This window comes from Mycobacterium sp. (assembly GCF_035570115.1).
GTDB lineage: Bacteria > Actinomycetota > Actinomycetes > Mycobacteriales > Mycobacteriaceae > Mycobacterium.
The window spans coordinates 1-21,561 of the sequence record NZ_DATMLH010000004.1 but is presented as its reverse complement, the minus strand read 5'-3'; the positions used below and the strand labels follow the sequence as shown (position 1 = coordinate 21,561).

The following is a 21,561-nucleotide window of genomic DNA, read 5'->3' as shown; positions in this document are numbered from 1 at the left end:
GGTGAAAAGGCTGAGCGGCTGGGATGCGGTGTTGCTCTACAGCGAGACACCGAACGTGCACATGCATACCCTCAAAGTCGCTGTGATCGAGTTGGATCGCGACCGTCGCGACTTCGACATCGACGCGTTCCGCCGGGTCATTGACGGTCGGTTGTACAAGCTGGAGCCGTTTCGCTATCAGCTCGTTGACATCCCGCTCAAGCTGCATCACCCGATGTGGCGGGAAAATTGCGATGTCGACCTGACCTACCACGTGCGGCCGTGGCAAGTGCGCCCCCCGGGCGGTCGTCGCGAGCTCGATGAGGCGATCGGAGAAATCGCCAGCACGCCGCTGGACCGTGATCACCCGTTGTGGGAGATGTACTTCGTCGAGGGGCTGGCCGATGGTCGGATTGCGGTGGTCGGCAAGATCCACCACGCGCTGGCCGACGGGGTGGCCGCGGCGAATCTGCTGGCGCGCGGCATGGATCTGGCGCCCGGCCCGCAGTCCGGCCGGACCCGGTTCGCGGCCGACCCCGATCCGTCCACCGGCGAGCTGGTTCGGTCGGCGTTCGCTGATCATGTGCGCCACATCGGGCGGATCCCACGGACCGTCGCCTACACCGCGCAGGGGATTAACCGGGTACGCCGCAGCACGCGCAAGCTGTCACCGGAGCTGACCCGGCCGTTCACCCCGCCGCCGACATTCATGAATCACATGCTGACCCCCGAGCGCAGATTTGCCACCGCGACCTTGGCGCTGGCCGATATCAAGGAGACCGGTAAGGCGCTCGGCGCCACGATCAACGACATGGTGCTGGCGCTGTCCGCGGGTGCGTTGCGCAAACTGCTGCTGCGCTATGACGGTAAGGCCGATCACCCGCTGCTGGCCTCGGTGCCGGTGAGCTTCGACTTCTCGCCCGACCGAATCTCGGGGAATTACTTCACCGGGATGCTGGTGGCACTGCCGTCCGACCTCGACGACCCGCTTGAGCGGGTGCGGCGCACCCACGACTACGCCGTCGACGCCAAGGAGAGCCACCAGCTGCTCGGGCCGGAACTGGTCAGCCGGTGGGCGGCCTACTTTCCGCCGGGGCCGTCGGAATCGATGTTCCGCTGGCTGGCGAACCGCGACGGCCAGAACAAGGTGCTGAACCTGCCGATCTCCAACGTTCCAGGTCCGCGTGAACACGGGCGGGTCGGCGGCGCACTGGTCACCGAGATCTATTCGGTGGGACCGTTGACTGCCGGCAGCGGCCTGAACATCACCGTGTGGAGTTACGTCGACCAGCTCAACGTCTCGGTGCTTTCCGACGGCGCCACTGTCGACGACCCGCACGAGTTAACCGATGCCGTCATCGCTGAGTTCATCGAAATCCGCCGCGCCGCAGGGCTTTCCGAGAAATTGACGGTCATCGAGACCGCGATGGCGCAGGCCTAGCCATCTAGACGGGCCAGCAGGTCACGACGGACGATCTTGCCGGTGCTGCTGCGTGGCAGCTCGTCGAGCACGACGATCTCCCGAGGCACCTTGTAATTGGCCAGGTTGTCGCGGACATGCTGCTTGAGGCGGTCGCCGGTGGCCTTCGAAGGGTCAGCAGCCGGCGTCAGCACCACGAAGGCCGCCAGCCGTTGGCCGTAGTCTTCATCGTCGACTCCCAACACCGCGGCTTCGGCGACATCGGGGTGAGCCGTCAAGGTCTTTTCGACCTCTATCGGATAGACGTTTTCACCGCCGGAGACGATCATCTCGTCGTCGCGCCCGACCACATACAGCCGCCCGGCCTCATCCAGGCGCCCCACATCACCCGATGCCATGAAGCCCTGGTGGAAGTTCTTGCCCGTGCCGGAGGTGTAGCCGTCGAAGCGGTTGGAGTTGCGCACGAAGATCTGACCGACCTCGCCGGTAGGCACCGGGCGAAGCTCGCTGTCGAGGATCCGAATCTCGGTGCCGCTGGCCGGTTTACCCGCGGTGTCGGGTGCGGCCCGCAGGTCGGTGGGCGTCGCGGTGGCGATCATGCCGGCCTCGGTGGCGTTGTAGTTGTTGTAGATGATGTCGCCGAACTCGTCCATAAAGCGGGTGACGACGTCGGGACGCATCCGAGACCCCGAAGCGGTGGCGAATCGCAGCGAACGACCACTGTAGCGACGGCGGACCTCGTCGGGCAGGTCCATGATCCGGTCGAACATCACCGGCACCACGCACAGGCCGCTCGCCTGGTGGCGGTCGATGAGTTCGAGGGTGGCCTCCGGGTCGAACTTGCGCCGCGTCGCCACCGTGCAGCCCAGCGACGCGGCGAAAACCAGCTGCGAAAAGCCCCACGCGTGAAACATCGGCGCCACCACCACCGTCGTTTCCTCGGTGTGCCACGGTACCCGGTCGAGGATCGCTTGGAGTTCGGTCGCACCACCGCCGGAGTGCTTGGCGCCCTTGGGGTTACCGGTGGTTCCCGACGTCAGCAGAATCAGTTTGCCCTTGCGGTCTGCCTTTGCGGGCCGCTCGCCGGTGTGAGCGGCGATCAGCTTCTCAACGGTGGTGTCGTGGGTCTCAGGGTGGTCGGTCCAGGCGACGATCCGGGTGGTGTTGGGTTTGTCGACCAGCGCACGGTCTACCGAGTCGGTGAACTCTTCGTCGTAGATCACCGCATCCGCGCCTTCGCGATTGACCACGTCGGCCAGCGCCGGGCCGGCGAACGAGGTGTTCAGCAGTAGCACGTCGGCGCCGATTCGGTTGGCCGCCAACAACGCCTCGACGAAGCCGCGGTGGTTGCGGCACATGATGGCAACGACTTCCGGTGTGCCGCCGGGCAAGCCGTGCAGCGCAACAGCCAACGCATCGCCGCGCTGGTCGAGCTGACGGTAGGTCAGTGTCCCGAGCTCGTCGATCAGCGCCGGACGGTTCGGGCAACGTTGCGCTGACATCGCGAATCCGCTTGTGACGGAAAGACCTTCGCGGCGCGCCACCGCGGCGATGCGTAGATACTTGTCAGGTCGCAGCGGTGCGATGATTCCCGCGCGGACCATGGTTGCGAGCAGGCCGAGCGGTGCCATCGGCGCTACTAGCCGATGACCGGAAGGCGACGCTCTTTGGCCAACGTGTTGAGCGCCTTCTGCATGACGCGGCGGACGTGGGCATCGACCGCGTCGATGTCGGGCTCCTCGCCGAACTCGCCCACCACGTCGATCGGCTCCAGCACCTGCATCACGATCTTGGTCGGCAGCGGCACGTTGACCGGCACCACCGCAGACAGACCGAACGGGAAGCCCACCGAGATCGGCAGGATCTTCACCCGCATCAGCTTGTCCAACCGCAGCGCCTTGGCCAATCCCGTGCCGCGGGACAGGTAGAGCTGGCTCTCCTGACCGCCGATGGCGACGGCGGGCACGATCGGAACGCCGGCGTTCAGCGCAGCCCGGATGTATCCGGTGCGGCCGTCGAAATCAATGATGTTCTCGGCCAGCGTCGGTCGGTAAACGTCGTAATCGCCGCCCGGAAACACCACGACCACACCGCCGGATCGCAGTGCCTCGTCGGCATTTTCGTGGTTGGCGCGAATGAAGCCGGTGCGGACGAAGAACTCGGCGGTCGGGCCGGTGAAGATGACGTCGTGGCTCAGCGTGTAGACGGGCCGGTCATACCCGAACTTCTCGTAGAAACCGGAGGCGAACACCGGAACGTCCATCGGGAACAATCCACCGGAGTGATTGGACACCACGAGTGCGCCGCCCGCTGGGAAGGAATCCAGCCCGCGCACCTCGGCGCGGTGGTAAGCCTTGATTAGCGGACGGATCCACCCCATCACGCGTTCGGTGAGCCCGGGGTCCCACTTGGAAATCTCGGTAGGTTCGATGTCGATTGCTGCCAACGCATTCCCCTGGGATCTCAGCGCGGATTTGGGCTGTGATGTCGGCTGTGATCGTAACCCAGCGTCTCCCACGTGCTCTCCTCGCGGACCGTTCGGGGCCGCTCGATACCATCTCCTCGACACCCGTCAATGAACTTCAACAGGAGCGCGACACCATTGTGAGCACTGAAGACGCCGCCAACAGCGAACCCGAGGTCCTCGTCGAGCAGCGGGACCGGATCCTGATCATCACCATCAACAGGCCGAAGGCCAAGAATGCGGTCAACGCCGCCGTGGCCAGAGGTCTAGCCGATGCTGTGGACCGGCTTGACGAAGACCAGGGCCTGTCGGTGGGCATCTTGACCGGTGCGGGTGGCTCGTTCTGCGCCGGAATGGATCTCAAAGCGTTTGCTCGCGGCGAGGTTCCCATCGTCAAGGGCCGGGGCATGGGCTTTACCGAGCGTCCACCGGTCAAGCCGCTGATCGCCGCCGTCGAAGGCTACGCGCTGGCCGGCGGCACCGAGCTGGCCCTGGCCACCGACCTGATCGTGGCATCCAGAGACGCGGCGTTCGGCATTCCCGAGGTCAAACGCGGCCTGGTCGCCGGGGGCGGGGGACTGCTGCGGCTGCCGGAGCGCATCCCGCCTGCCATCGCGATGGAGTTGGCGCTGACCGGGGAAAACTTCACGGCCGAGCGAGCCCATGCGCTGGGCATGGTCAATGTGCTGGCCGAGCCCGGGGGCGCGCTGGATGCGGCGATCGCCTTGGCCGAGAAGATCACCGCCAACGGGCCGCTCGCGGTGGCCGCCACCAAGCAGATCATCGTCGAGTCGCGCGGATGGACTCCTGAGACCAGGTTCGCCGAGCAGAACAAGATCCTGATGCCGGTGTTCTCGTCCAACGACGCCAAGGAAGGCGCGATCGCGTTCGCCGAGAAGCGTCCCGCCCGCTGGACCGGCACCTGACCGCGATCAGCGGAATGCTCCGGCGACGGGCCACCCCCGATCGGCAGATAGTTGCATAATCTAAACTAAGCCCAGGCGGGGCATGACACTTCTTGCGGCCTTTGTAACGGGTGCAACGAAAGAAAGTCCGAGGATGAGCGTTTCGTTACTTCTCGAGATGGCCGTGTCGAGCAATCCCGACCGCACGGCCATCGTCTCGGGGGACACCCGGCTGACGACGCAGCAGCTCAGCGATCTCGCCGACGGCGGTGCCGGCATCATCGCGGGATCGGACGCCAACCATGTCGTCTACGTCGGCACCGGCGGCGCGATGCTCCCGCTGCTGATCTTCGCGTCGGCGCGGGCCGGGCTGGCCTTTACGCCGATCAACTACCGACTCTCCGCGGAAGGCATTCAAGCGCTGATCCGGCGGCTGCCCGAACCGCTGGTCATCGTCGACAGCCGCTATCGCGAGATGCTGGGTGACGCCGGTCAGCACGTCATCGATTCCGACGAGTTCTTGGCGGCGGCGAGTGACGCGGAGCCGGCAGCGGAGTTTGCCGACCCGGACGCGGTGGCGATCGTGCTGTTCACGTCGGGCACCACGTCGCAACCCAAGGCCGTCGAACTCACGCACAACAACCTGACGAGTTACATCACCGGATCGGTCGAATTCGAGTCGGCCGAGCCGACCGACGCGGCGCTGATTTGCGTGCCGCCGTATCACATCGCGGGGGTCAGCGCGGCGCTGTCGAACCTGTACGCCGGCCGCAAGATGGTCTACTTGCCCACGTTCGATCCGCAGGAATGGGTCCGGCTGATCAACGCCGAGCACGTCACCACCGCGACCGTGGTGCCCACCATGCTCGACCGCATCGTCACCGTGCTGGGGGGCGGCGATCATGAACTGCCGTCGCTGCGCAACCTGGCCTACGGCGGCTCGAAAGTCGGCCTGCCGCTGGTCCGCCGGGCCCTTGAGCTGCTGCCCGACGTCGGTTTCGTCAATGCCTACGGTTTGACCGAGACGAGTTCGACGATCGCCGTGCTCACCCCGGAGGATCACCGCCAGGCGCAGGCCGCTGCGGATCCCGCGGCCGTCAAGCGGTTGGGTTCGGTCGGGCAACCGGTGCCCGGCGTCGAGGTCCAGATCCGCGACGAGAACGGCACCTTGCTGGAAGCCGGGGAGACCGGTGAGTTGTTCGTTCGGGGCGACCAGGTCTCCGGCCGCTACACCGGGATCGGTTCGGTGCTCGACGCCGACGGGTGGTTCCCGACCAGAGACATCGCCACCCTCGACGAAGCTGGCTACCTGTTCATCGGGGGGCGCAGCGACGACACCATCATCCGGGGCGGCGAGAACATCGCGCCCGCCGAGCTGGAGGACGTGCTGATCGAGCACGCCCATGTGCATGACGTCGCCGTGGTCGGCGTCGACGATCCGCAGTGGGGGCAGGCGATCGTTGCGGTGGTGGTGCCGGCGGCCGGCGCCGACCCCGATCCCGAGGAGCTGCGTGAGCACGTCCGCAAGAGCTTGCGGGGTTCGCGCACCCCCGACCGAGTAGTCTTTCGCGACGAGCTGCCCACCAATGCGACAGGCAAGGTGCTACGCCGCGAAATTGTCGACGAGCTTCGTGCCGCTCCAGCCGAGCAGTAAGGAACCAAACATCATGATCAAGAACGGAACCCGCCTGGCCAGCCAGGTGTGCGACACCCAGGTCATCGTCGTCCGAAGCGCGGACAGCCTCGACGATTTGCGCTGTGGCGGCGCACCGATGGTGGCGTTAGATGCCGAGCGTTCCGGTGAACTGGATCCGGGCTTCGCCGACGGCAACGTGATGGGCAAGCGCTACGTGGACGAGACCGGTGCCGAGGTACTGGTTACCAAGGCGGGTGCTGGAACCCTGGCTGTCGGCGGGACCGCGCTCAGCCTCAAGGAAGCCAAACCGCTGCCGGCCAGCGACTGACCTCCAGCGGTGTTCGCCGGGCCCTGCCCGGCCACCAGACGCAAAAGCCCCTGCTAAACCGCGTGGGGCTTTTACGTCTTTTCGTCGCTACTGGCGCTCGGCCAGTCCGTTGCGGCGGACGAATTCCCTTGCTTTAACCAGGAATTCGAGCTGATCGTGGACTTTTCCCAGCGGGTCGGCACTGCGTGTGGAGCGGCAAAGCACGACGGCGCCTTCCAGTGCGGCGATCGACATTACCGCCAGCGAGTCGGCATCCGGCTCGAGGAAGCCGTCGGCGACAAACGCGCGCGTCAGCGCCGTGCGCCAGTGGGCGAAAATCCGTCCAGCCTCGGCGGCCAACCGGACTTCGTCATCGGCGCAGCCGATCGCCGCGGCCACCACGGGACAGCCGGCGTTGAAATCGCTATCAACCAGCGCGCCTTCCCAGAATTTGACGAACTGCCGCAACAGCACTTTCGCACCCCGCCCGGCGGCGTCGTCGATGTCGGCGGTGATCGCGTCCCCGGCATACCGGAGCGCCTCGGCGACGATTTGATTGCGGCCGTCGGGAAAGTGGTAGTAGACCGAGCCACGGGGTGCGCCGCTGCGGGTGAGCACCTCGTCGATGGTCACGCCCGCGGCGCCGCGTTCACGCATCACCTCGGCGGCGCTGATCAGCATATTTGTTCGGGTATTCCCGCGCTTGCTGCGGGCAGGCGTCGGCCGCGTTGTCAACGACATGGTCGTGCTTCCCTTTACCGTCCGGCCGTCACGCAGCGTGCGGGTCGCGGAGGTGCGGAATTCGCCAGTGCATGGCACGTCGATCGAACCGCACGGACCGCAACGACTTGCGGCGAAGGTCGGGAATCTCCCGGGTGAAGTGGTAGCCGGCGAGATTGAACTCAACGATCAACATGATCTTCTCCTGGGCTATCTGGTCCCGTCGTGCGCCGTATCAACCAACCCACGATTATGCTATGGACCATATAAGACAGCCGTAAGATACGCAAATCAACGGCTGTCCGATAGGCGGCAATCCCTGCAAGTGCCCTCATTTGGACCTGTCAAGGGTCTGGCGGGGCGGGAGCGTAACGCGGCGAGAATTATGCTCCATTGCATAATTCTCGCCGCTGCGCTTGACTGTGCCGATGGCCAACACCCCACCCGACAACGCGCCGGTCCTGCCGGCCCTGGACACCGTGACATTGGAGCGGGACGGACACGTCTTGCTGATCGGCCTGAACCGGCCGCAGAAAAGGAATGCTTTCAATCAGGCGATGCTCACCGACCTGGCCCGCGCCCACGGCCTGCTCGAGTCGGATGCGTCGGTGCGCGTCGGTGTGCTCTTCGCGCACGGCGAGCACTTCACCGGCGGTCTGGACCTTGTCGACGTCGGTCCCAATATCGCCTCCGGCGACCTGCCGCTGCCAGCCGACGGACGGGACCCGTGGCGTCTAGACGGCTCCTGGACCACGCCGCTGATCGCGGTAGCGCATGGCTGGTGCATGACCCTGGGCATCGAGCTGCTGCTGGCCGCCGATGTCCGCATCGCGGCGACGGGCACCCGGTTCGCGCAGCTCGAGGTGCAGCGCGGCATCTATCCCTTCGGTGGCGCCACCCTGCGACTGCCCCGCGAGGCCGGATGGGGCAACGCCATGCGCTGGCTGCTCACTGGCGACGAGTTCGACGCCGCCGAGGCGCACCGGATCGGTCTGGTCCAAGAGGTGGCCGATGACGCCGCGGCCGCCCTGGCGCGCGCCCGCGAGATCGCCCACACCATCGCGCAGCGCGCCGCGCCGCTTGCCGTGCGCGCCACGCTGGCGTCAGCGCATCTGGCCCGCGATCAGGGCGACGCAGCTGCCATAGCGCGGCTACGACCGGATGTGGCGGCCCTATTCGCCACCGCCGACGCTGCCGAAGGCGTGCAATCGTTCGTCGAGCGGCGCCAAGCGCGATTCCAGGGCCGCTAACCGCGTTAGGCTCGGCCCAGCGGATCGTGGAAGGCGTTAGCCATGGGCCATTACAAGAGCAATGTGCGCGACCTGGAATTCAACCTGTTCGAAACGCTGGGCTTGGAGCAGGTGCTGGCCGACGAAGCGTTCGGCGACCTGGACGTCGAATCGGTGCGGGAGATGCTTTCCGAGGCAGCCCGGTTGGCCGAGGGGCCGGTGGCCGAGTCGTTTGCCGACGGCGACCGGCATCCGCCGACGTTCGACCCCGACACCCATGTCGTGAGCCTGCCCGAACCGTTCAAGAAGTCGCTGAGTGCGTGGCGCGACGGCGAGTGGTTCCGGGTCGGGCTCAACGAAGACGTCGGCGGTGTGCCGGCGCCGTCGATCGTGCAATGGGCAATCAACGAGTTGGTGCTCGGCGCCAACCCGCCGGTGTTCATGTTCTTGGCCGGGCCGTTTATGGCGAACATCCTCTATGGCATTGGCAATGAGCAGCAACGGCACTGGGCATCGATGGCGATCGACCGCAACTGGGGCGCCACCATGGTGCTCACAGAACCCGACGCCGGTTCCGACGTCGGGGCCGGCCGCACCAAGGCGATCGACCAGGGCGACGGCACATGGCACATCGACGGCGTCAAGCGATTCATCACCAACGGCGACACCGACGACCTGTTCGAGAACATCCTGCACCTTGCACTGGCCCGGCCCGAGGGCGCCTCGCCCGGTACCAAGGGATTGAGCCTATTTCTGGTACCCAAATTCCTGCTCGACCCCGAGACCGGCGAACCGGGCGAGCGCAACGGGGTATTCGTCACCGGGCTGGAACACAAAATGGGCCTGAAGGTTTCGGCCACGTGTGAACTGACATTCGGCCAGCACGGAGTCCCGGCGAAGGGATGGCTGGTCGGCGACAGCCACAACGGGATCGCGCAAATGTTCAAGATCATCGAGTATGCGCGAATGATGGTAGGTACCAAGGCCATTGCGACGTTGTCGACGGGTTACCTGAATGCATTGGAATACGCCAAGACTCGGGTCCAGGGAGCCGACCTCACCCAGATGACCGACAAGAGGGCGCCGCGGGTCACCATCTTGCACCACCCTGATGTGCGCCGAGCGTTGATGATGCAGAAGTCCTACGCCGAAGGCCTGCGCGCGCTGTATCTCTACACCGCCGCCCACCAGGACCCGGCGGCGGCCGCCGTCGTATCGGGCGCCGACGCTGCGTTGGCGGAACGGGTCAACGATCTGCTGCTGCCGATCGTGAAGGGCGTGGGCTCCGAGCGGGCCTATCAGACTTTGACCGAATCGCTGCAAACCTTTGGTGGATCCGGCTTCCTGCAGGATTACCCGATCGAGCAGTACATCCGCGACGCGAAGATCGACAGCCTCTACGAGGGCACCACGGCGATCCAGGCGCAGGACTTCTTCTTCCGCAAGATCGTCCGCGATCACGGTGTGGCGCTTCAACATCTGGTCGCCCAGATCGAGTCGTTCATCGACAGTGACGATGCCCGCCCCGAACTCGCCGACGCCCGTTCGCAGCTGGCCACCGCAGTCGACGACCTGCAAGCCTGGGTCAACACCATGACCGGATACCTGGTCGACTCTCAGCAGAGCTCCCGCGAACTCTATCGAGTGGGCTTGGAGTCGGTGCCCTTCCTGCTCGCCGTCGGCGATCTGCTGATCGGATGGCTGTTGCTCCGCCACGCGGAGATCGCGCTGGCGGCGCTCGATCGCGACCCGACATCGGCCGACCGGGCGTTTTATTGCGGAAAAGTCGCTGCAGCAAACTTTTTCGTCAAGAACGTGCTCCCGCGGCTGACCGCTGATCGCGGGATCGCCGCAAATGTCGACCTAGCGGTCATGGATCTGCGCGAAGAGGCGTTCTGATCGGCTGGTAGCTCGACTGTGCGGCCAGCCGCACGCTCGGGCGCGAATGTGCGGCTGGCCGCACACTCGAGGGAAGGCGGCCGCTAGCTGTCGACGGTGTAACCCATCGGCATCAGCACGCTCTTCTGCAGGGTGAAGTGCTCGACGCCTTCCGGTCCGTTCTCCCGGCCGATGCCGGAGTTCTTGTAGCCGCCGAACGGACAGCAGGGGTCGAAGGCATACCAGTTGATCGCGTACGTCCCCGTGCGGATCTGCTCCGAGATCTCGATGCCCCGTGGCACATTGGTTGTCCACACGCTACCGGCCAGTCCGTAGGCCGAGTCGTTGGCGATCTTGATCGCGTCTTCCTCGGTGTCGTAGGGGATGATGCTCAGCACCGGTCCGAAGATCTCCTCCTGGGCGATCGTCATCTTGTTGTCGACGTCGGCAAACACCGTCGGTTCGACGAAGAAACCGCTGTCCAGGCCTTCGGGGCGGCCGCCGCCGCACACCAGCCGCGCGCCCTCCTCGACGCCCTTGGCGATGTAGCCCTCGACCCGGGCGCGCTGCTTCTCGGAGATGAGCGATCCGAGCTGGGCCGCCGGGTCAGACGGCGTCCCGACCGGCAGCGCCTGCACGAAAGCGCTAACCGCGTCTACGATTTCGTCGTATCGCGAGCGTGGCGCCAGGATGCGGGTCTGGGCCACGCAGGCCTGCCCGGTGTTCATGATTCCGGAGAACACCAGCATCGGGATCGCAGCGGCCAGGTCGACATCGTCGAGGACGATGGCCGCCGATTTGCCGCCGAGTTCCAGCGTGCACGGCTTGAGCATCTCCGCCGCGCGGCGGCCGATTTCCTTGCCGACGGCCGAACTGCCGGTGAAGGAGAAGATGTCGACGTCGCGATTGGACGTCAGCGCCTGGCCGGTCTCGATGCCGCCGGGCACCACCGACAGCACGCCCTCGGGAAGTCCGGCCTCGGCGAACACTTCCGCCAAAGCGTTTGTGCTCAAGGGGGTTTCAGCGGCCGGCTTGAGCACCACCGTGCACCCGGCCAGCAACGCCGGACCGAGCTTGTTGATCGCCAGGAACAGCGGCACGTTCCACGCCACGATCGCGCCCACCACGCCGATCGGCTCGCGGTGGACGATGGTCTGCCCGTAGCCGCCATTGCGGGTCTCTTGCCATTTGACCTGGTCGACGGCGGGGCCGGCGAAGAAGTTCAGCGCCCCGATCCCACTCATCCACTGCATCGTCTCGACGGAGATCGGCGGCTGGCCAGTCTCGAGGCCGAGCAGCTTGGTGAAACCGTCCTTGTGCTCCTCCAGCAGTTTGAGCGCATTGGCGATGACGGCCGCACGCTCTTTCGGTGGCGTGCTCGGCCAGGGGCCGTTGTCGAAGGCCGCGCGCGCCGCCGCGACGGCGGCGTCCACGTCGGCCGCAGTCGCCATCGGCACCTTCCCGACGTATTCGCCGGTGGCCGGGCAATGCACCTCGATGACCTCGGAGGTCGACGGCTCAGTCCATTTGCCGCCGATGAAAAGCTTGTCGTATTCCGTCTTAAAGTCGGTCATTTGCGCCGTTCCTCCTCATCGCTCCGGCTCTGCATCATCGCCGGTGGCCTGAGCGCCACCCTACCCAGCCGATCGCAAAACGAGAACACGTTTCAGTCAACAGGCACTACGGCCTCATTGCGGTCGCAGCACCAGCACCAAATTGCTCACCAGGAACTCACGTATCACCGGTATCGTCGTCAGCCACCACGCCCATCTGGGGTGGTAGCGCGGGAACGCGGAAACCAGCGCGCCGGTGCTCGCCGCCCAATTCAGGCCGTCCGCCACCGACACCGCGAACAACGACGAGCCGTAGTTGTTTTTGGCCGGATGGCCGTGCTTGCGCGCATAACGCGCAGCGGCCCGGGCTCCGCCCAGGTAGTGCGTGAGGCCCATTTCGTGGCCGCCGAACGGACCGAGCCAGACCGTGTAGGACAGCACCGCGAGGCCGCCTGGCTTGGTCACCCGCAGCATTTCGCCGCCGAGCTGCCAGGGTCGCGGTACGTGCTCGGCAACGTTGGACGACAGGCAGATATCCACCGAGTCATCGGCGAACGGCAGCGCCATGCCGGACGCTCGGACGAATGTGTCCGTTGCCCGTGGCAAAGACGTTCCAGCCGAATGCATTTCGCTCGAGTCCGGTTCCACGCCGATGTAGCGGACACCGGCATCGGCGAATGCGGCGGCGAAATAACCGGGGCCGCCGCCGACGTCGAGCAGCGTGCGACCAGACGCAGACTCGCCGTGGACCGACCGCCAGAGATCGCTCACCATGGCCACAGTGTCGGTTGCCAGCGTGCGGTAAAACCGGGCCGGATCCGGCTGCTCGTAGCGGAACTCTGACAGCAGCCGCACCGATCGGGACAGGGTCGCTCGGCGCGCGAACAGATCAGTCACGGCCACCGGCCAACCCTACGGCCCGCTAGGCTGGCAAACCATGTCTGACCTTCGCTCCGTCTTGCTGCTGAGCTGGCGCGATATCGGGCACCCGCAGGGCGGCGGCAGTGAAACCTACCTGCAGCGCATCGGCGCTCAACTGGCCGCGTCCGGCGTCAGCGTCACACTGCGCACCGCCCGCTACGCCGGCGCGGCGCGGCGGGAAGTGATCGACGGCGTGCGGATCAGCCGCGCAGGCGGGCGGTATTCGGTCTACGTGTGGGCGCTGTTGGCGATGGCGGCGGCGCGTTTGGGGGTGGGGCCGCTGCGGCGGGTTCGCCCGGATGTGGTCGTTGACACCCAGAATGGTTTGCCGTTTCTGGCGCGGTTGGTCTACGGGCGGCGGGTAGCGATCTTGGTGCATCACTGCCATCGGGAACAGTGGCCGGTGGCCGGGCGGGTGCTGGGTCGGCTGGGCTGGTTCGTCGAGTCGCGGTTGTCGCCGAGGCTGCACCGCCGTAATCAGTACGTCACGGTTTCACTGCCGTCGGCCCGTGACCTGGTCGGCCTGGGTGTCGGTGACGAGCGAATCGCGCTGGTGCGCAACGGCCTTGACGAAGCGCCCGAGGCGTCCTTGGGTGGCCCGCGGGCGGCCACCCCGCGGGTGTTGGTGTTGTCCCGGCTGGTACCACACAAGCAGATCGAGGACGCGCTAGCTGCGGTGGCCCGGTTGCGGCCATCGATTCCCGGGCTGCATCTCGATATCGTCGGCGGCGGATGGTGGTCGCGGCGCTTGGTCGACCACGCGGCGTCGCTTGGCATCAGCGACGCGGTGACATTCCACGGGCATATTGACGACGTCACCAAACACCATGTGATGCAACAGTCTTGGGTGCACGTGCTGCCCTCCCGCAAAGAGGGTTGGGGTTTGGCGGTGGTCGAGGCCGGGCAGCATGCGGTGCCCACCATCGGATACCGATCTTCCGGTGGACTGGCCGATTCGATCATCGACGGGGTTACCGGGATGCTGGTCGACAGCCGTACGGAGTTGGTGAATCGACTTCAGCAGCTACTGGACGATCCGGTGCTGCGTGATCAGCTCGGTGCCAAGGCGCAAGCGCGCAGCGCCGAATTCTCTTGGCCGCAAAGCGCCGACGCGATGCGCGCCGTGCTCGAGTCGGTGATGGACGGCGATCGCGTCAGCGGAGTGGCGTAGCGCTTAGCATCTTGCTTTCACATTGAAAGCGCCCCGGCAGCTATTTGCTCAGATCGGGTAGGCACGCCGGTGAGCTGTTCGGAGACAGTCCAGAGCTTGCGTTGCATGAGTCTTGTCGATTAACGACATCTCAACTTTGTCAGGTGTGTCTGTCGGGCCGTGGGCCCCGCTGGGCATCCTGACGCCAGGTAACCACCGTCGTACCCAAAGCTCCGCCGATCAGCGTCGCCAACCACACCAGGTGTGCGATCATCGCGAGCAGTCGACGATCGGCGGGTACGCCTGCTGAGGTGCCGCCGACCCGATACAGCACCAGGTCCTGCCCGCGATAGGCCACCGGCAGGCGCTCGAATGTCCTTGCTGCCGAGCCCATATCGCCGGGCGTGCCCACTTCGACCACCAGCCATCGCACGCCATCACGGCGAAGCGCAACCGGGTCGGCACCGGCCAACAGCAGCCGCTGCACCCGGTGCTCCCGGTCTCCCTCACCGGGAATCGTCACACCCGAAATGATCAGGTCGCCGGTCATCAGTACGTCGGCGCGCACCCAGCGCGGCAGCGGATCGAGGACCGGCGCCCGCCCGGACCAGACGAACTGCCGCATGGTGTCGGCCGGCAACACCGCGACCTCCCCGGGATCGCGGTTGATCAGCGCCGCGACGGCTGTCCAGTCGGTCGGGTAGTGCACCGGCTCGACTTTCCCTGCTACGCCCCACGCCAAGTCGGGAAGTGCGAGCAGCAACGCCGCACAGCACACCAGCGCGGGAACCGCCGGCCCCGAAAAACCAAGCCAACGCCGCAACGTCAGCACCGCGCCGGCGCCGGCCAGCGCGTATCCGGGCATCGCCAGCGCCACCCACTTCTGCCCGTCGCGCAGCACGCCCAGGCCGGGCGCGGCCTCGACCATCGCGTGCAGCGCGGATAGGCCCGGCCCGGTGGCCAATGCGGCGGGTACCACCACGGACACCGCTGCCAGCAACACCAGAGGCACCGCCGCACGGCAGCGCACCAGCGCCGGTAGCCCGATGATCACCACGGCAAATAGCACCCCGGCCGACAGCACTGCGAAAAGTGTTGCCCGCGAGGCCGGTACGGCCTCGCCGTTCCAGATCCCGCCCAGGCTGGCCAAGCTGCCGAGCGTGCCCAGACCGGGCTCGGCGCGGGCGGCGAACGCCGCAACGTCCGGGGTCCGCGCCCAAATACGGTCGGCCGATGACAAGCCCAGTGCCGCGACCGTCAACCACGGCAGTGCCGCCACCAGGGCCGTGCCCAACATGACGGCGGCGCACATCCAACGCGGCCTGGGCGCCCCCGGGCCCCCAACAGGGACAGCGACGCAAACCAGTCCGACCACGGCCGCAAGGATCAACCCGGTCGGGGTCAGTCCGGCCAGCGCGATCCAGAACATCAGCCCGAAGAGGTCTGACCAGACAGGCCGGTCGGTCGATCGCAGCGCCAGCACGGTCGTCGCCACCCAGGGCAGGCAGCCATAGCCGAGCAGCAGGCTCCAATGGCCCTGTAGCAGCCGTTCACCGACATACGGATTCCAAATCGCCAGCGTGATCGCGACAAACTGGCCGCTGGCGCCGGCTTCCGGCAACACCATGGCGACCATCCGGGCGGCACCCCAACCCGCCAGCCACAGCCCCGCGACGAGCAACGCCTTCACCACGATGCCGCCGTCGACGCAGTGCGATGCCAACGCGATGGCGAAATCCTGCGGCGTCGCCCGCGGAGGCGACATCAGCCCGAGCGCGGTGTCGGACAGATACGACCGCGGCGTGGACACCGCGTCGCGCAGCAGCAGGTATCCCGGGCTGATCAGCGGCGCAGTCACCAGCAGCGCCAACGCCAGTGCGTACCCGGGACGAGACGACTGCAGAACCCAGCGAGGTACCGGCCTCACGCGGCCCGGCTCGGTTTGATGGCCGGGCTTCTCTTCAGCCGTTCCGGCTGCATCGTCGCCCGGCTCGGTTTGATGGCCGGGCTTCTCTTCAGCCGTTCCGGCTGCATCGTCGCCCGGCTAGGACCGATCGGGCGGGCCCGAAGTCGGCGGGCTTCCCGAACTCGGCGGACCCGCGCCGGGTGGCCCCGACTCCCGCTGCAGGTCGCTCGGCGGCGTCGGCAGCTTCTCGGTCTCGGCCTCAGCGCCGGATACTCGTTCGACCGGCGGTTCGCCGCGGCCGAAGAAGCCGTGATCCGCGGTGTCCAGCCCGGGGTCGAGCAGGGTTGCCTCGGTCCGCAGGCTAAATGAGCCGAGCAGCAGGCCGCCGATCAGCGCGATCACGCCGGACGCGGTGAAGCTGATCGGCAGGACCCGGGACCACAACGCCAGTCGGTCGCGCTCGTTGCGCGCGGCATTCACCTGCGACTCGATGGTCTCCTCGTTGGAGGTGACTTTGTAGTCGACCATCGTCACCTCAGGCTTTAGCGGGTCGCGGGCAAAGTAGTGATTGGCGTGGTCGTCTTCTTTGACGATGGTCCCCGACTCCGGGTCCACCCAGAAGGTTCGCTGCGCCGCGTAGTAGCGGGTCATGGTGATCTTGTCGTCCGGGTCTCCGGGCACGTCCCATGTCGCCGCGGTGGCCGTCACCTTGCTGTCCTCGTCGTTGGCATACAGCGACGGGTACTTGATCGGCTCGGCCAGTTTGCCGTCGGCGTCGTAGCCGACGTCTTGGGTGAACCGATAGGTGGTCAAGCCGTTGACGTCTTCCTCTCCGCTGTAGTTGGCGTCGAACGCCTTCTGCGCGATCGGGTCGAAATACAAATACGTCCTCTTCTCAGTGTGGAAGGGGAATCGGTAGGACAGTCCGTCGTGCGGCAACGCGATATTGGTGGGTGGGTTTTCGTCGTGGAATCCGCGCGGTTTCTGGACGGCCCCGCCGGGATGGGTGTCATCGGACACCGCCATCGCGGTTTTGCGGTTGAGGGTGACGGTGTCGACGAGTGCGAGCAGCAGGCCAGTGTCTTTTTGCTTGTCGCTGCGTCGAACCGAGCTACCCACTTGCAGTGTGACGACGTCGGCGTTGGCGGGCGATTCGACGTCGACCTGTTCTTGGGATACCAGCGGCACGTTGTGATCGACGACCAGCTTCTGACTATTCAAGGACGCTGGGTCCAGCGCGGTGCCGGTGCCCTCACCGATCAACGTGGCATCCAGGTTGAGCGGGATCTTGGTGATCCTGCTGCTGGTGTAGGTCCACAGCAACAGCGCGGCGACGAGCAAGGCGGCTCCGAGTCCCATGATCCCGCACGCGGCCATCCGCAGCATGACTGCTCGGTTCACGTCGCCGTGACCTCCTTCTGGTCTCACTCGGTTCGGGACACCAAACAGCCGCCCGTCGCGACCGCCCCGACCTGGGGCCAGCGAAGCAAAACTCGTTCGACCCTAACAGCATTATTTAAGGTCGCAGTTCATGTCCCCTTGCGACGATAACCGTGGGTAAACGGGGTGTGCCCGGTTGGTCGGGTACACCGTCGCGGGCAGACTGTCGTCATGGCCCGCACTGACGATGGTGACGCCCAGCAGGTGGGGGGAACTCGTAGTTTCCTGCCGGCGGTGGAAGGAATGCGGGCATGCGCGGCGATCGGCGTCGTCGTCACCCACGTCGCATTTCAGACCGGGCACTCCGGTGGGGTCGACGGTCGGCTGTTCGGTCGCTTCGATCTGGCGGTCGCGGTGTTCTTCGCGTTGTCGGGATTTTTGTTGTGGCGCGGACATGCCGCGGCGGCGCGCGGTCTGGGGTCGCGCCCGCCGACCGGTCATTACCTGCGATCGCGGGTGGTGCGGATCATGCCTGCGTACCTGGTGGCCGTCGTGGTGATCCTGACCCTGCTGCCGGACGCCGATCACCCGAGCCTGACGGTGTGGCTGGCGAATCTCTCGCTCACGCAGGTGTATGTGCCGCTGACGTTGACACACGGGCTCACCCAGATGTGGAGCCTTTCGGTGGAGGTCACTTTCTATCTGGCATTACCGATCCTTGTAGTGCTGGCGGCCCGGCTGCCGGTGCGCGGCCGGGTGCCCGCGATCGCGGCTCTCGGTGTCGCCAGCTGGTTTTGGGGCTGGATTCCCTTCGCCGCTGCGGCCGGGCTCAATCCGCTGAACTGGCCACCGGCATTCTTCTCCTGGTTCGCTGCGGGGATGCTGCTCGCGGAGTGGGTGTACAGCCCGCTCGGATGGGCGCATCGGCTCGCCCGACGCCGGGTGCTGATGGCCGTCGTCGCGGTGGCGGCTTATCTGGTGGCCGCCTCACCGCTGGCCGGGCCCGCGGGGTTGGTCCCGAGCAGCGCCACGCAGTTCACGGTGAAGACCGCGATGGGTGCGCTGGTGGCGGCGGGCCTGGTGGCGCCGCTGGTGCTGGACCGGCCGCACACCGGCCATCGGCTTTTGGGCACTAGGCCGATGGTGACGCTGGGACGCTGGTCCTACGGCATCTTCATCTGGCATCTTGCGGCGTTGACCATGGTGTTTCCGGTGATCGGCGAATTCTCCTTCAGGGGCCACATGCCCGAGGTGCTGGTGCTGACGCTGATCTTCGCGATTGCCATCGCCGCGGTGAGCTATGCGCTCGTCGAATCGCCATGTCGAGAAGCATTGCGGCGCTGGGAATCTCGCAGAAAGCAACAGCGCGCGCCCACGCTCGACAGCGCCGTCAGCCCGCGTCAAGAAGACGCAATCGCGCCATGATGTCGGCGCGGACCGCCGAGCGGCGCGCCTTGCCGGCGTCGTCGCGTAACGGGGTGTCGACGAACTCGACAGTGGGCGGCACCTTGTAGCCGGCGATCCGGTCGCGCAGAAACGCCTGCACTGTCTGCTCATCCAGCGCCGACCCCGCCTGAACCAATGCGTACGGCACCTGGCCCAGGTCCTCATGAGGTACACCGACAACCAGGCAGGACAGCACATCCGGGTGTGCCGACAGGGCATTCTCGATCTCGGCCGGGTAGACGTTGCGGCCGCCGACGGTGAACATGTCGACCCGGCGGTCGGACAGGTACAAGAATCCGTCCTCGTCGAAATAGCCGAGGTCGCCCAACGAGTCCCAGCCGTCGCGGGATTTCGCCCTCGTGCCGATGTACCGGTACGTCGGCGAGCTGCCGGGACTGGGCCGCATGTAGATCTCGCCGACCACACCGGGCGGGCAGGGATTCCCATCATCGTCGAGAACCTTCATCTCCCCGCTGACAACCATGCCGACCGAGCCGCGGTGGGTCAGCCACTGGTCTCCGGAGATAATGGTCAGCGCCTGAAGTTCGGTGCCGCCGTACAGCTCCCAGATATTTTCGGGAGCCAGCAGTTCGATCCACGCCTCCTTGATCGCCGGCGGGCACGGTGCACCCAGGTGCCAGAACCGCCGGATCGACGACAGGTCATAGGACCCCGGATCGGCACGATAGACCGGCAGCGCCCGCTGCATGATCGTCGGCACCGTGGTGACGAGCTGGGGGCGATGCTCGGTGATCAGCCGGAGCAACTCGTGCGGGTCGAACCGGCTCATCAGCACCAGGTGATTGCGCATCATCAGCGCGATCGTCGCGCTGGTGAAGCCGGTGTTGTGGGTCAGCGGCACCGGAACCAGAGTGGTATCGCCTTCCTGCGCACCCAGGGCGTACCCGAACGCCGGCGGAAGCCGGCTGTCGCCGCCGGCCTCGATGAGCTTGGGCCGCCCCGTGCTGCCGCCCGACGCCATCGACTTCCAGCACGGTGACACCGCTTCGGGCAGCGGGCCGTCTGACAACGCCGGATCCGGCACGAAACCCGCTGGCACGCTGGGTGTTCCGGGGTGGTCCCGTCCGACGAGCAGCGCGCGGGGCCGCAGTTCCAGCAGGTCCTCGAACTCGGCGTCCGGCAGGCGCGGGGACAGCGGCTGAGGCACCGCGCCCAGCTTCCAGCACGCCACCGCGGCCTGCACCCATTCGACGGAGTTGGGCAGCACAATCGTCACGTAGTCACCCACGCCGACGCCGCGATCCGCGTACGCGCGCGCCAGCCGGTTCGTCGAGCGGTCCAGTTCGCCGCGGGTCAGCGTGCGTCCGTCGCAGGTAACCGCCGGCTCGTCGGGGGCAAGCTCGGCCAGCGCCGAAATCCGGGTGCCGATCGGCGGGACCGGCTCACTCTGGGTCACGAGTAGGCGCCCTGTCGCTCAAAGATGCGTCGCGGGTTGTCCACGAGCATGGTGTGCAGCTGTTCGTCGGTCACGCCGCGTTCCTTCAATGCTGGGATCACGTCGTTGTGGATGTGCAGGTAATGCCAGTTCGGCGCCATCTGCGGCACCAGATCCTCGGGCAGCGCGTCGAAGTAGCAATTGGCGTCGTGCGAGAGCACCATCTTGTCGGCGTGCCCGCGCTCGCACATCGTCGCCACGATGCCGACCCGCTCCTCGAACGGTAAGAGCATGTCGAGACCGAACCGGTCCATCCCCAGATAGGAACCGGGGGCGATGAGCTCCTCCAGGTAGCCGACGTCGGTGCTGTCACCCGAATGGCCGATGATCACCCGGCTCAGGTCGACGCCTTCCTCTTCGAAGATGCGCTGTTGCTCGAGCCCGCGCCGCAGCCCCGCGTGGGTGTGCGTGGAGATCGGCACGCCGGTGCGCTTGTGCGCCTGGGCCACCGCGCGCAGCACCCGTTCCACGCCGGGGGTGATGCCGGGCTCGTCGGTGGCGCATTTGAGGATCCCGGCCTTGATGCCGGTGTCGGCGATGCCCTGTTCGATGTCGCGGACGAACATGTCTGTCATGATCTCCGGGCCGCCCAGCATCGCGCCCGGTCCCTCGTAGTGGAACCGGAAGGGGACATCGTTGTAGGTGTACAAGCCGGTCGCGACGACGATGTTCAGTTCCGTCTCCGCGGCCACCCGGGCGATGCGCGGGATGTAGCGGCCCAGCCCGATCACGGTGAGGTCGACGATGGTGTCCACTCCGCGCGACTTGAGCTCGTTGAGCCGGGTGACGGCGTCAGCTATCCGTGCCTCTTCGTCGCCCCACGCTTCCGGGTAGTTCTGGGCAATCTCGCTGGTCATGATGAACACGTGCTCGTGCATGAGAGTGACGCCGATGTCGGCGGTATTGATCGGTCCGTGAGCGGTATTCAGTAGCGACATGCGCCCGATGTTAGGTGCTCTACTGCTCGCGCATGACGGGCTTCGCCGGACCGGTGGTAGTCATGCCCGGGTTTGATACGCCTTCCAGCGATCCGGGTCGCATTCGAGCGCGCTACGGTCCCAGCCGGCGCGGACCGCCTCCGCTTCGTAGCTGTCCTGCAAAAATGCCAGCAGCACCTCGTCAGGATCGGCTGCCTGCCGCACCACCTCGTACGGAAGGAGAAACTCGCCATGCTCCTTGCTGTAGTGGGCCTCTGCGGGCCGCACCGAATA

At 66.2% G+C, this 21,561-nt stretch carries 19 protein-coding genes; 8 read left to right on the top strand and 11 right to left on the bottom strand.

From position 1 onward, the window contains the following. Window position 1: 1 nt before the first annotated feature. Window positions 2-1,420: a wax ester/triacylglycerol synthase family O-acyltransferase gene (locus VNW74_RS00415; RefSeq protein ID WP_325674632.1), complete on the top strand. Its 1,419-nt coding sequence runs from the start codon at window positions 2-4 to the stop codon at window positions 1,418-1,420. On the opposite strand, the gene fadD12 is transcribed toward VNW74_RS00415, so the two are convergent. Together fadD12 and VNW74_RS00405 are read right to left on the bottom strand one after the other, a co-directional pair. Continuing rightward, entirely contained in the window at window positions 1,417-3,030 is a 1,614-nt protein-coding gene (gene fadD12, locus VNW74_RS00410; RefSeq protein WP_325674631.1) for an acyl-CoA ligase FadD12, read from the bottom strand. The two genes, VNW74_RS00415 and fadD12, sit on opposite strands and share 4 nt — an antisense overlap. Before the next feature lie 8 nt (window positions 3,031-3,038). Further along, window positions 3,039-3,845, bottom strand: coding sequence for a 1-acyl-sn-glycerol-3-phosphate acyltransferase (locus tag VNW74_RS00405; RefSeq protein ID WP_325674630.1), 807 nt, complete (start codon window positions 3,843-3,845; stop codon window positions 3,039-3,041). Window positions 3,846-4,000: 155 nt separating this feature from the next. Here VNW74_RS00405 and VNW74_RS00400 point away from each other — a divergent pair, with 155 nt between their 5' ends. The 3 genes from VNW74_RS00400 to VNW74_RS00390 all read left to right on the top strand — a co-directional run bounded on the left by VNW74_RS00400 (window position 4,001) and on the right by VNW74_RS00390 (window position 6,732). After that, complete coding sequence (locus tag VNW74_RS00400) at window positions 4,001-4,789, top strand: crotonase/enoyl-CoA hydratase family protein (protein ID WP_325674639.1); 789 nt, start codon at window positions 4,001-4,003, stop codon at window positions 4,787-4,789. 133 nt (window positions 4,790-4,922) lie between these two features. Then, entirely contained in the window at window positions 4,923-6,422 is a 1,500-nt protein-coding gene (locus VNW74_RS00395) for a fatty acid--CoA ligase family protein (RefSeq protein WP_325674629.1), read from the top strand. 13 nt (window positions 6,423-6,435) lie between these two features. Then, on the top strand, window positions 6,436-6,732 hold the full coding sequence (locus VNW74_RS00390) for a hypothetical protein (protein ID WP_325674628.1): 297 nt from the start codon (window positions 6,436-6,438) through the stop codon (window positions 6,730-6,732). An 87-nt stretch (window positions 6,733-6,819) separates the two neighbouring features. Here VNW74_RS00390 and VNW74_RS00385 read toward each other — a convergent pair whose 3' ends face one another. Both VNW74_RS00385 and VNW74_RS00380 read right to left on the bottom strand, forming a co-directional pair. Beyond that, window positions 6,820-7,452, bottom strand: a complete 633-nt coding sequence (locus VNW74_RS00385) for a TetR/AcrR family transcriptional regulator (RefSeq protein WP_414686566.1) — start codon at window positions 7,450-7,452, stop codon at window positions 6,820-6,822. 28 nt (window positions 7,453-7,480) lie between these two features. Then, window positions 7,481-7,627 (bottom strand): hypothetical protein, encoded by a 147-nt coding sequence (locus VNW74_RS00380; protein WP_325674626.1) that lies wholly within the window; start codon window positions 7,625-7,627, stop codon window positions 7,481-7,483. 232 nt (window positions 7,628-7,859) lie between these two features. On the opposite strand from VNW74_RS00380, the gene VNW74_RS00375 reads away from it, so the two are divergent. Both VNW74_RS00375 and VNW74_RS00370 read left to right on the top strand, forming a co-directional pair. After that, on the top strand, window positions 7,860-8,681 hold the full coding sequence (locus VNW74_RS00375) for a crotonase/enoyl-CoA hydratase family protein (RefSeq protein ID WP_325674625.1): 822 nt from the start codon (window positions 7,860-7,862) through the stop codon (window positions 8,679-8,681). Window positions 8,682-8,723: 42 nt separating this feature from the next. Further along, window positions 8,724-10,559 carry an acyl-CoA dehydrogenase gene (locus tag VNW74_RS00370; RefSeq protein WP_325674624.1) on the top strand — a complete coding sequence of 612 codons (1,836 nt, stop codon included), beginning with the start codon at window positions 8,724-8,726 and terminating at the stop codon, window positions 10,557-10,559. Window positions 10,560-10,642: 83 nt separating this feature from the next. Here VNW74_RS00370 and VNW74_RS00365 read toward each other — a convergent pair whose 3' ends face one another. Further along, on the bottom strand, window positions 10,643-12,112 hold the full coding sequence (locus VNW74_RS00365) for an aldehyde dehydrogenase (protein WP_325674623.1): 1,470 nt from the start codon (window positions 12,110-12,112) through the stop codon (window positions 10,643-10,645). Between the two features lie 114 nt (window positions 12,113-12,226). Next, window positions 12,227-12,994, bottom strand: a complete 768-nt coding sequence (locus VNW74_RS00360) for a class I SAM-dependent methyltransferase (protein ID WP_325674622.1) — start codon at window positions 12,992-12,994, stop codon at window positions 12,227-12,229. A gap of 34 nt (window positions 12,995-13,028) precedes the next feature. Here VNW74_RS00360 and VNW74_RS00355 point away from each other — a divergent pair, with 34 nt between their 5' ends. Further along, entirely contained in the window at window positions 13,029-14,183 is a 1,155-nt protein-coding gene (locus VNW74_RS00355) for a glycosyltransferase family 4 protein (protein WP_325674621.1), read from the top strand. 139 nt (window positions 14,184-14,322) lie between these two features. On the opposite strand, the gene VNW74_RS00350 is transcribed toward VNW74_RS00355, so the two are convergent. After that, window positions 14,323-16,065: a hypothetical protein gene (locus VNW74_RS00350; RefSeq protein WP_325674638.1), complete on the bottom strand. Its 1,743-nt coding sequence runs from the start codon at window positions 16,063-16,065 to the stop codon at window positions 14,323-14,325. Window positions 16,066-16,206: 141 nt separating this feature from the next. Next, a complete protein-coding gene (locus tag VNW74_RS00345; RefSeq protein ID WP_325674620.1) occupies window positions 16,207-17,469 on the bottom strand; it encodes a DUF3068 domain-containing protein in 1,263 nt (420 codons plus the stop codon). 210 nt (window positions 17,470-17,679) lie between these two features. Here VNW74_RS00345 and VNW74_RS00340 point away from each other — a divergent pair, with 210 nt between their 5' ends. After that, complete coding sequence (locus tag VNW74_RS00340) at window positions 17,680-18,873, top strand: acyltransferase (RefSeq protein ID WP_325674619.1); 1,194 nt, start codon at window positions 17,680-17,682, stop codon at window positions 18,871-18,873. Here the strand turns inward: VNW74_RS00340 and VNW74_RS00335 are convergent. The 3 genes from VNW74_RS00335 to VNW74_RS00325 form a co-directional block, all read right to left on the bottom strand. Beyond that, complete coding sequence (locus tag VNW74_RS00335; RefSeq protein WP_325674618.1) at window positions 18,839-20,311, bottom strand: AMP-binding protein; 1,473 nt, start codon at window positions 20,309-20,311, stop codon at window positions 18,839-18,841. The genes VNW74_RS00340 and VNW74_RS00335 overlap by 35 nt on opposite strands. Beyond that, entirely contained in the window at window positions 20,308-21,288 is a 981-nt protein-coding gene (locus VNW74_RS00330; RefSeq protein WP_325674617.1) for a phosphotriesterase-related protein, read from the bottom strand. The genes VNW74_RS00335 and VNW74_RS00330 overlap by 4 nt, the downstream gene beginning before the upstream one ends. A 60-nt stretch (window positions 21,289-21,348) precedes the next feature. Next, the coding region (locus VNW74_RS00325; protein ID WP_325674616.1) for a DUF5996 family protein at window positions 21,349-21,561 on the bottom strand (213 nt) is incomplete at its 5' end.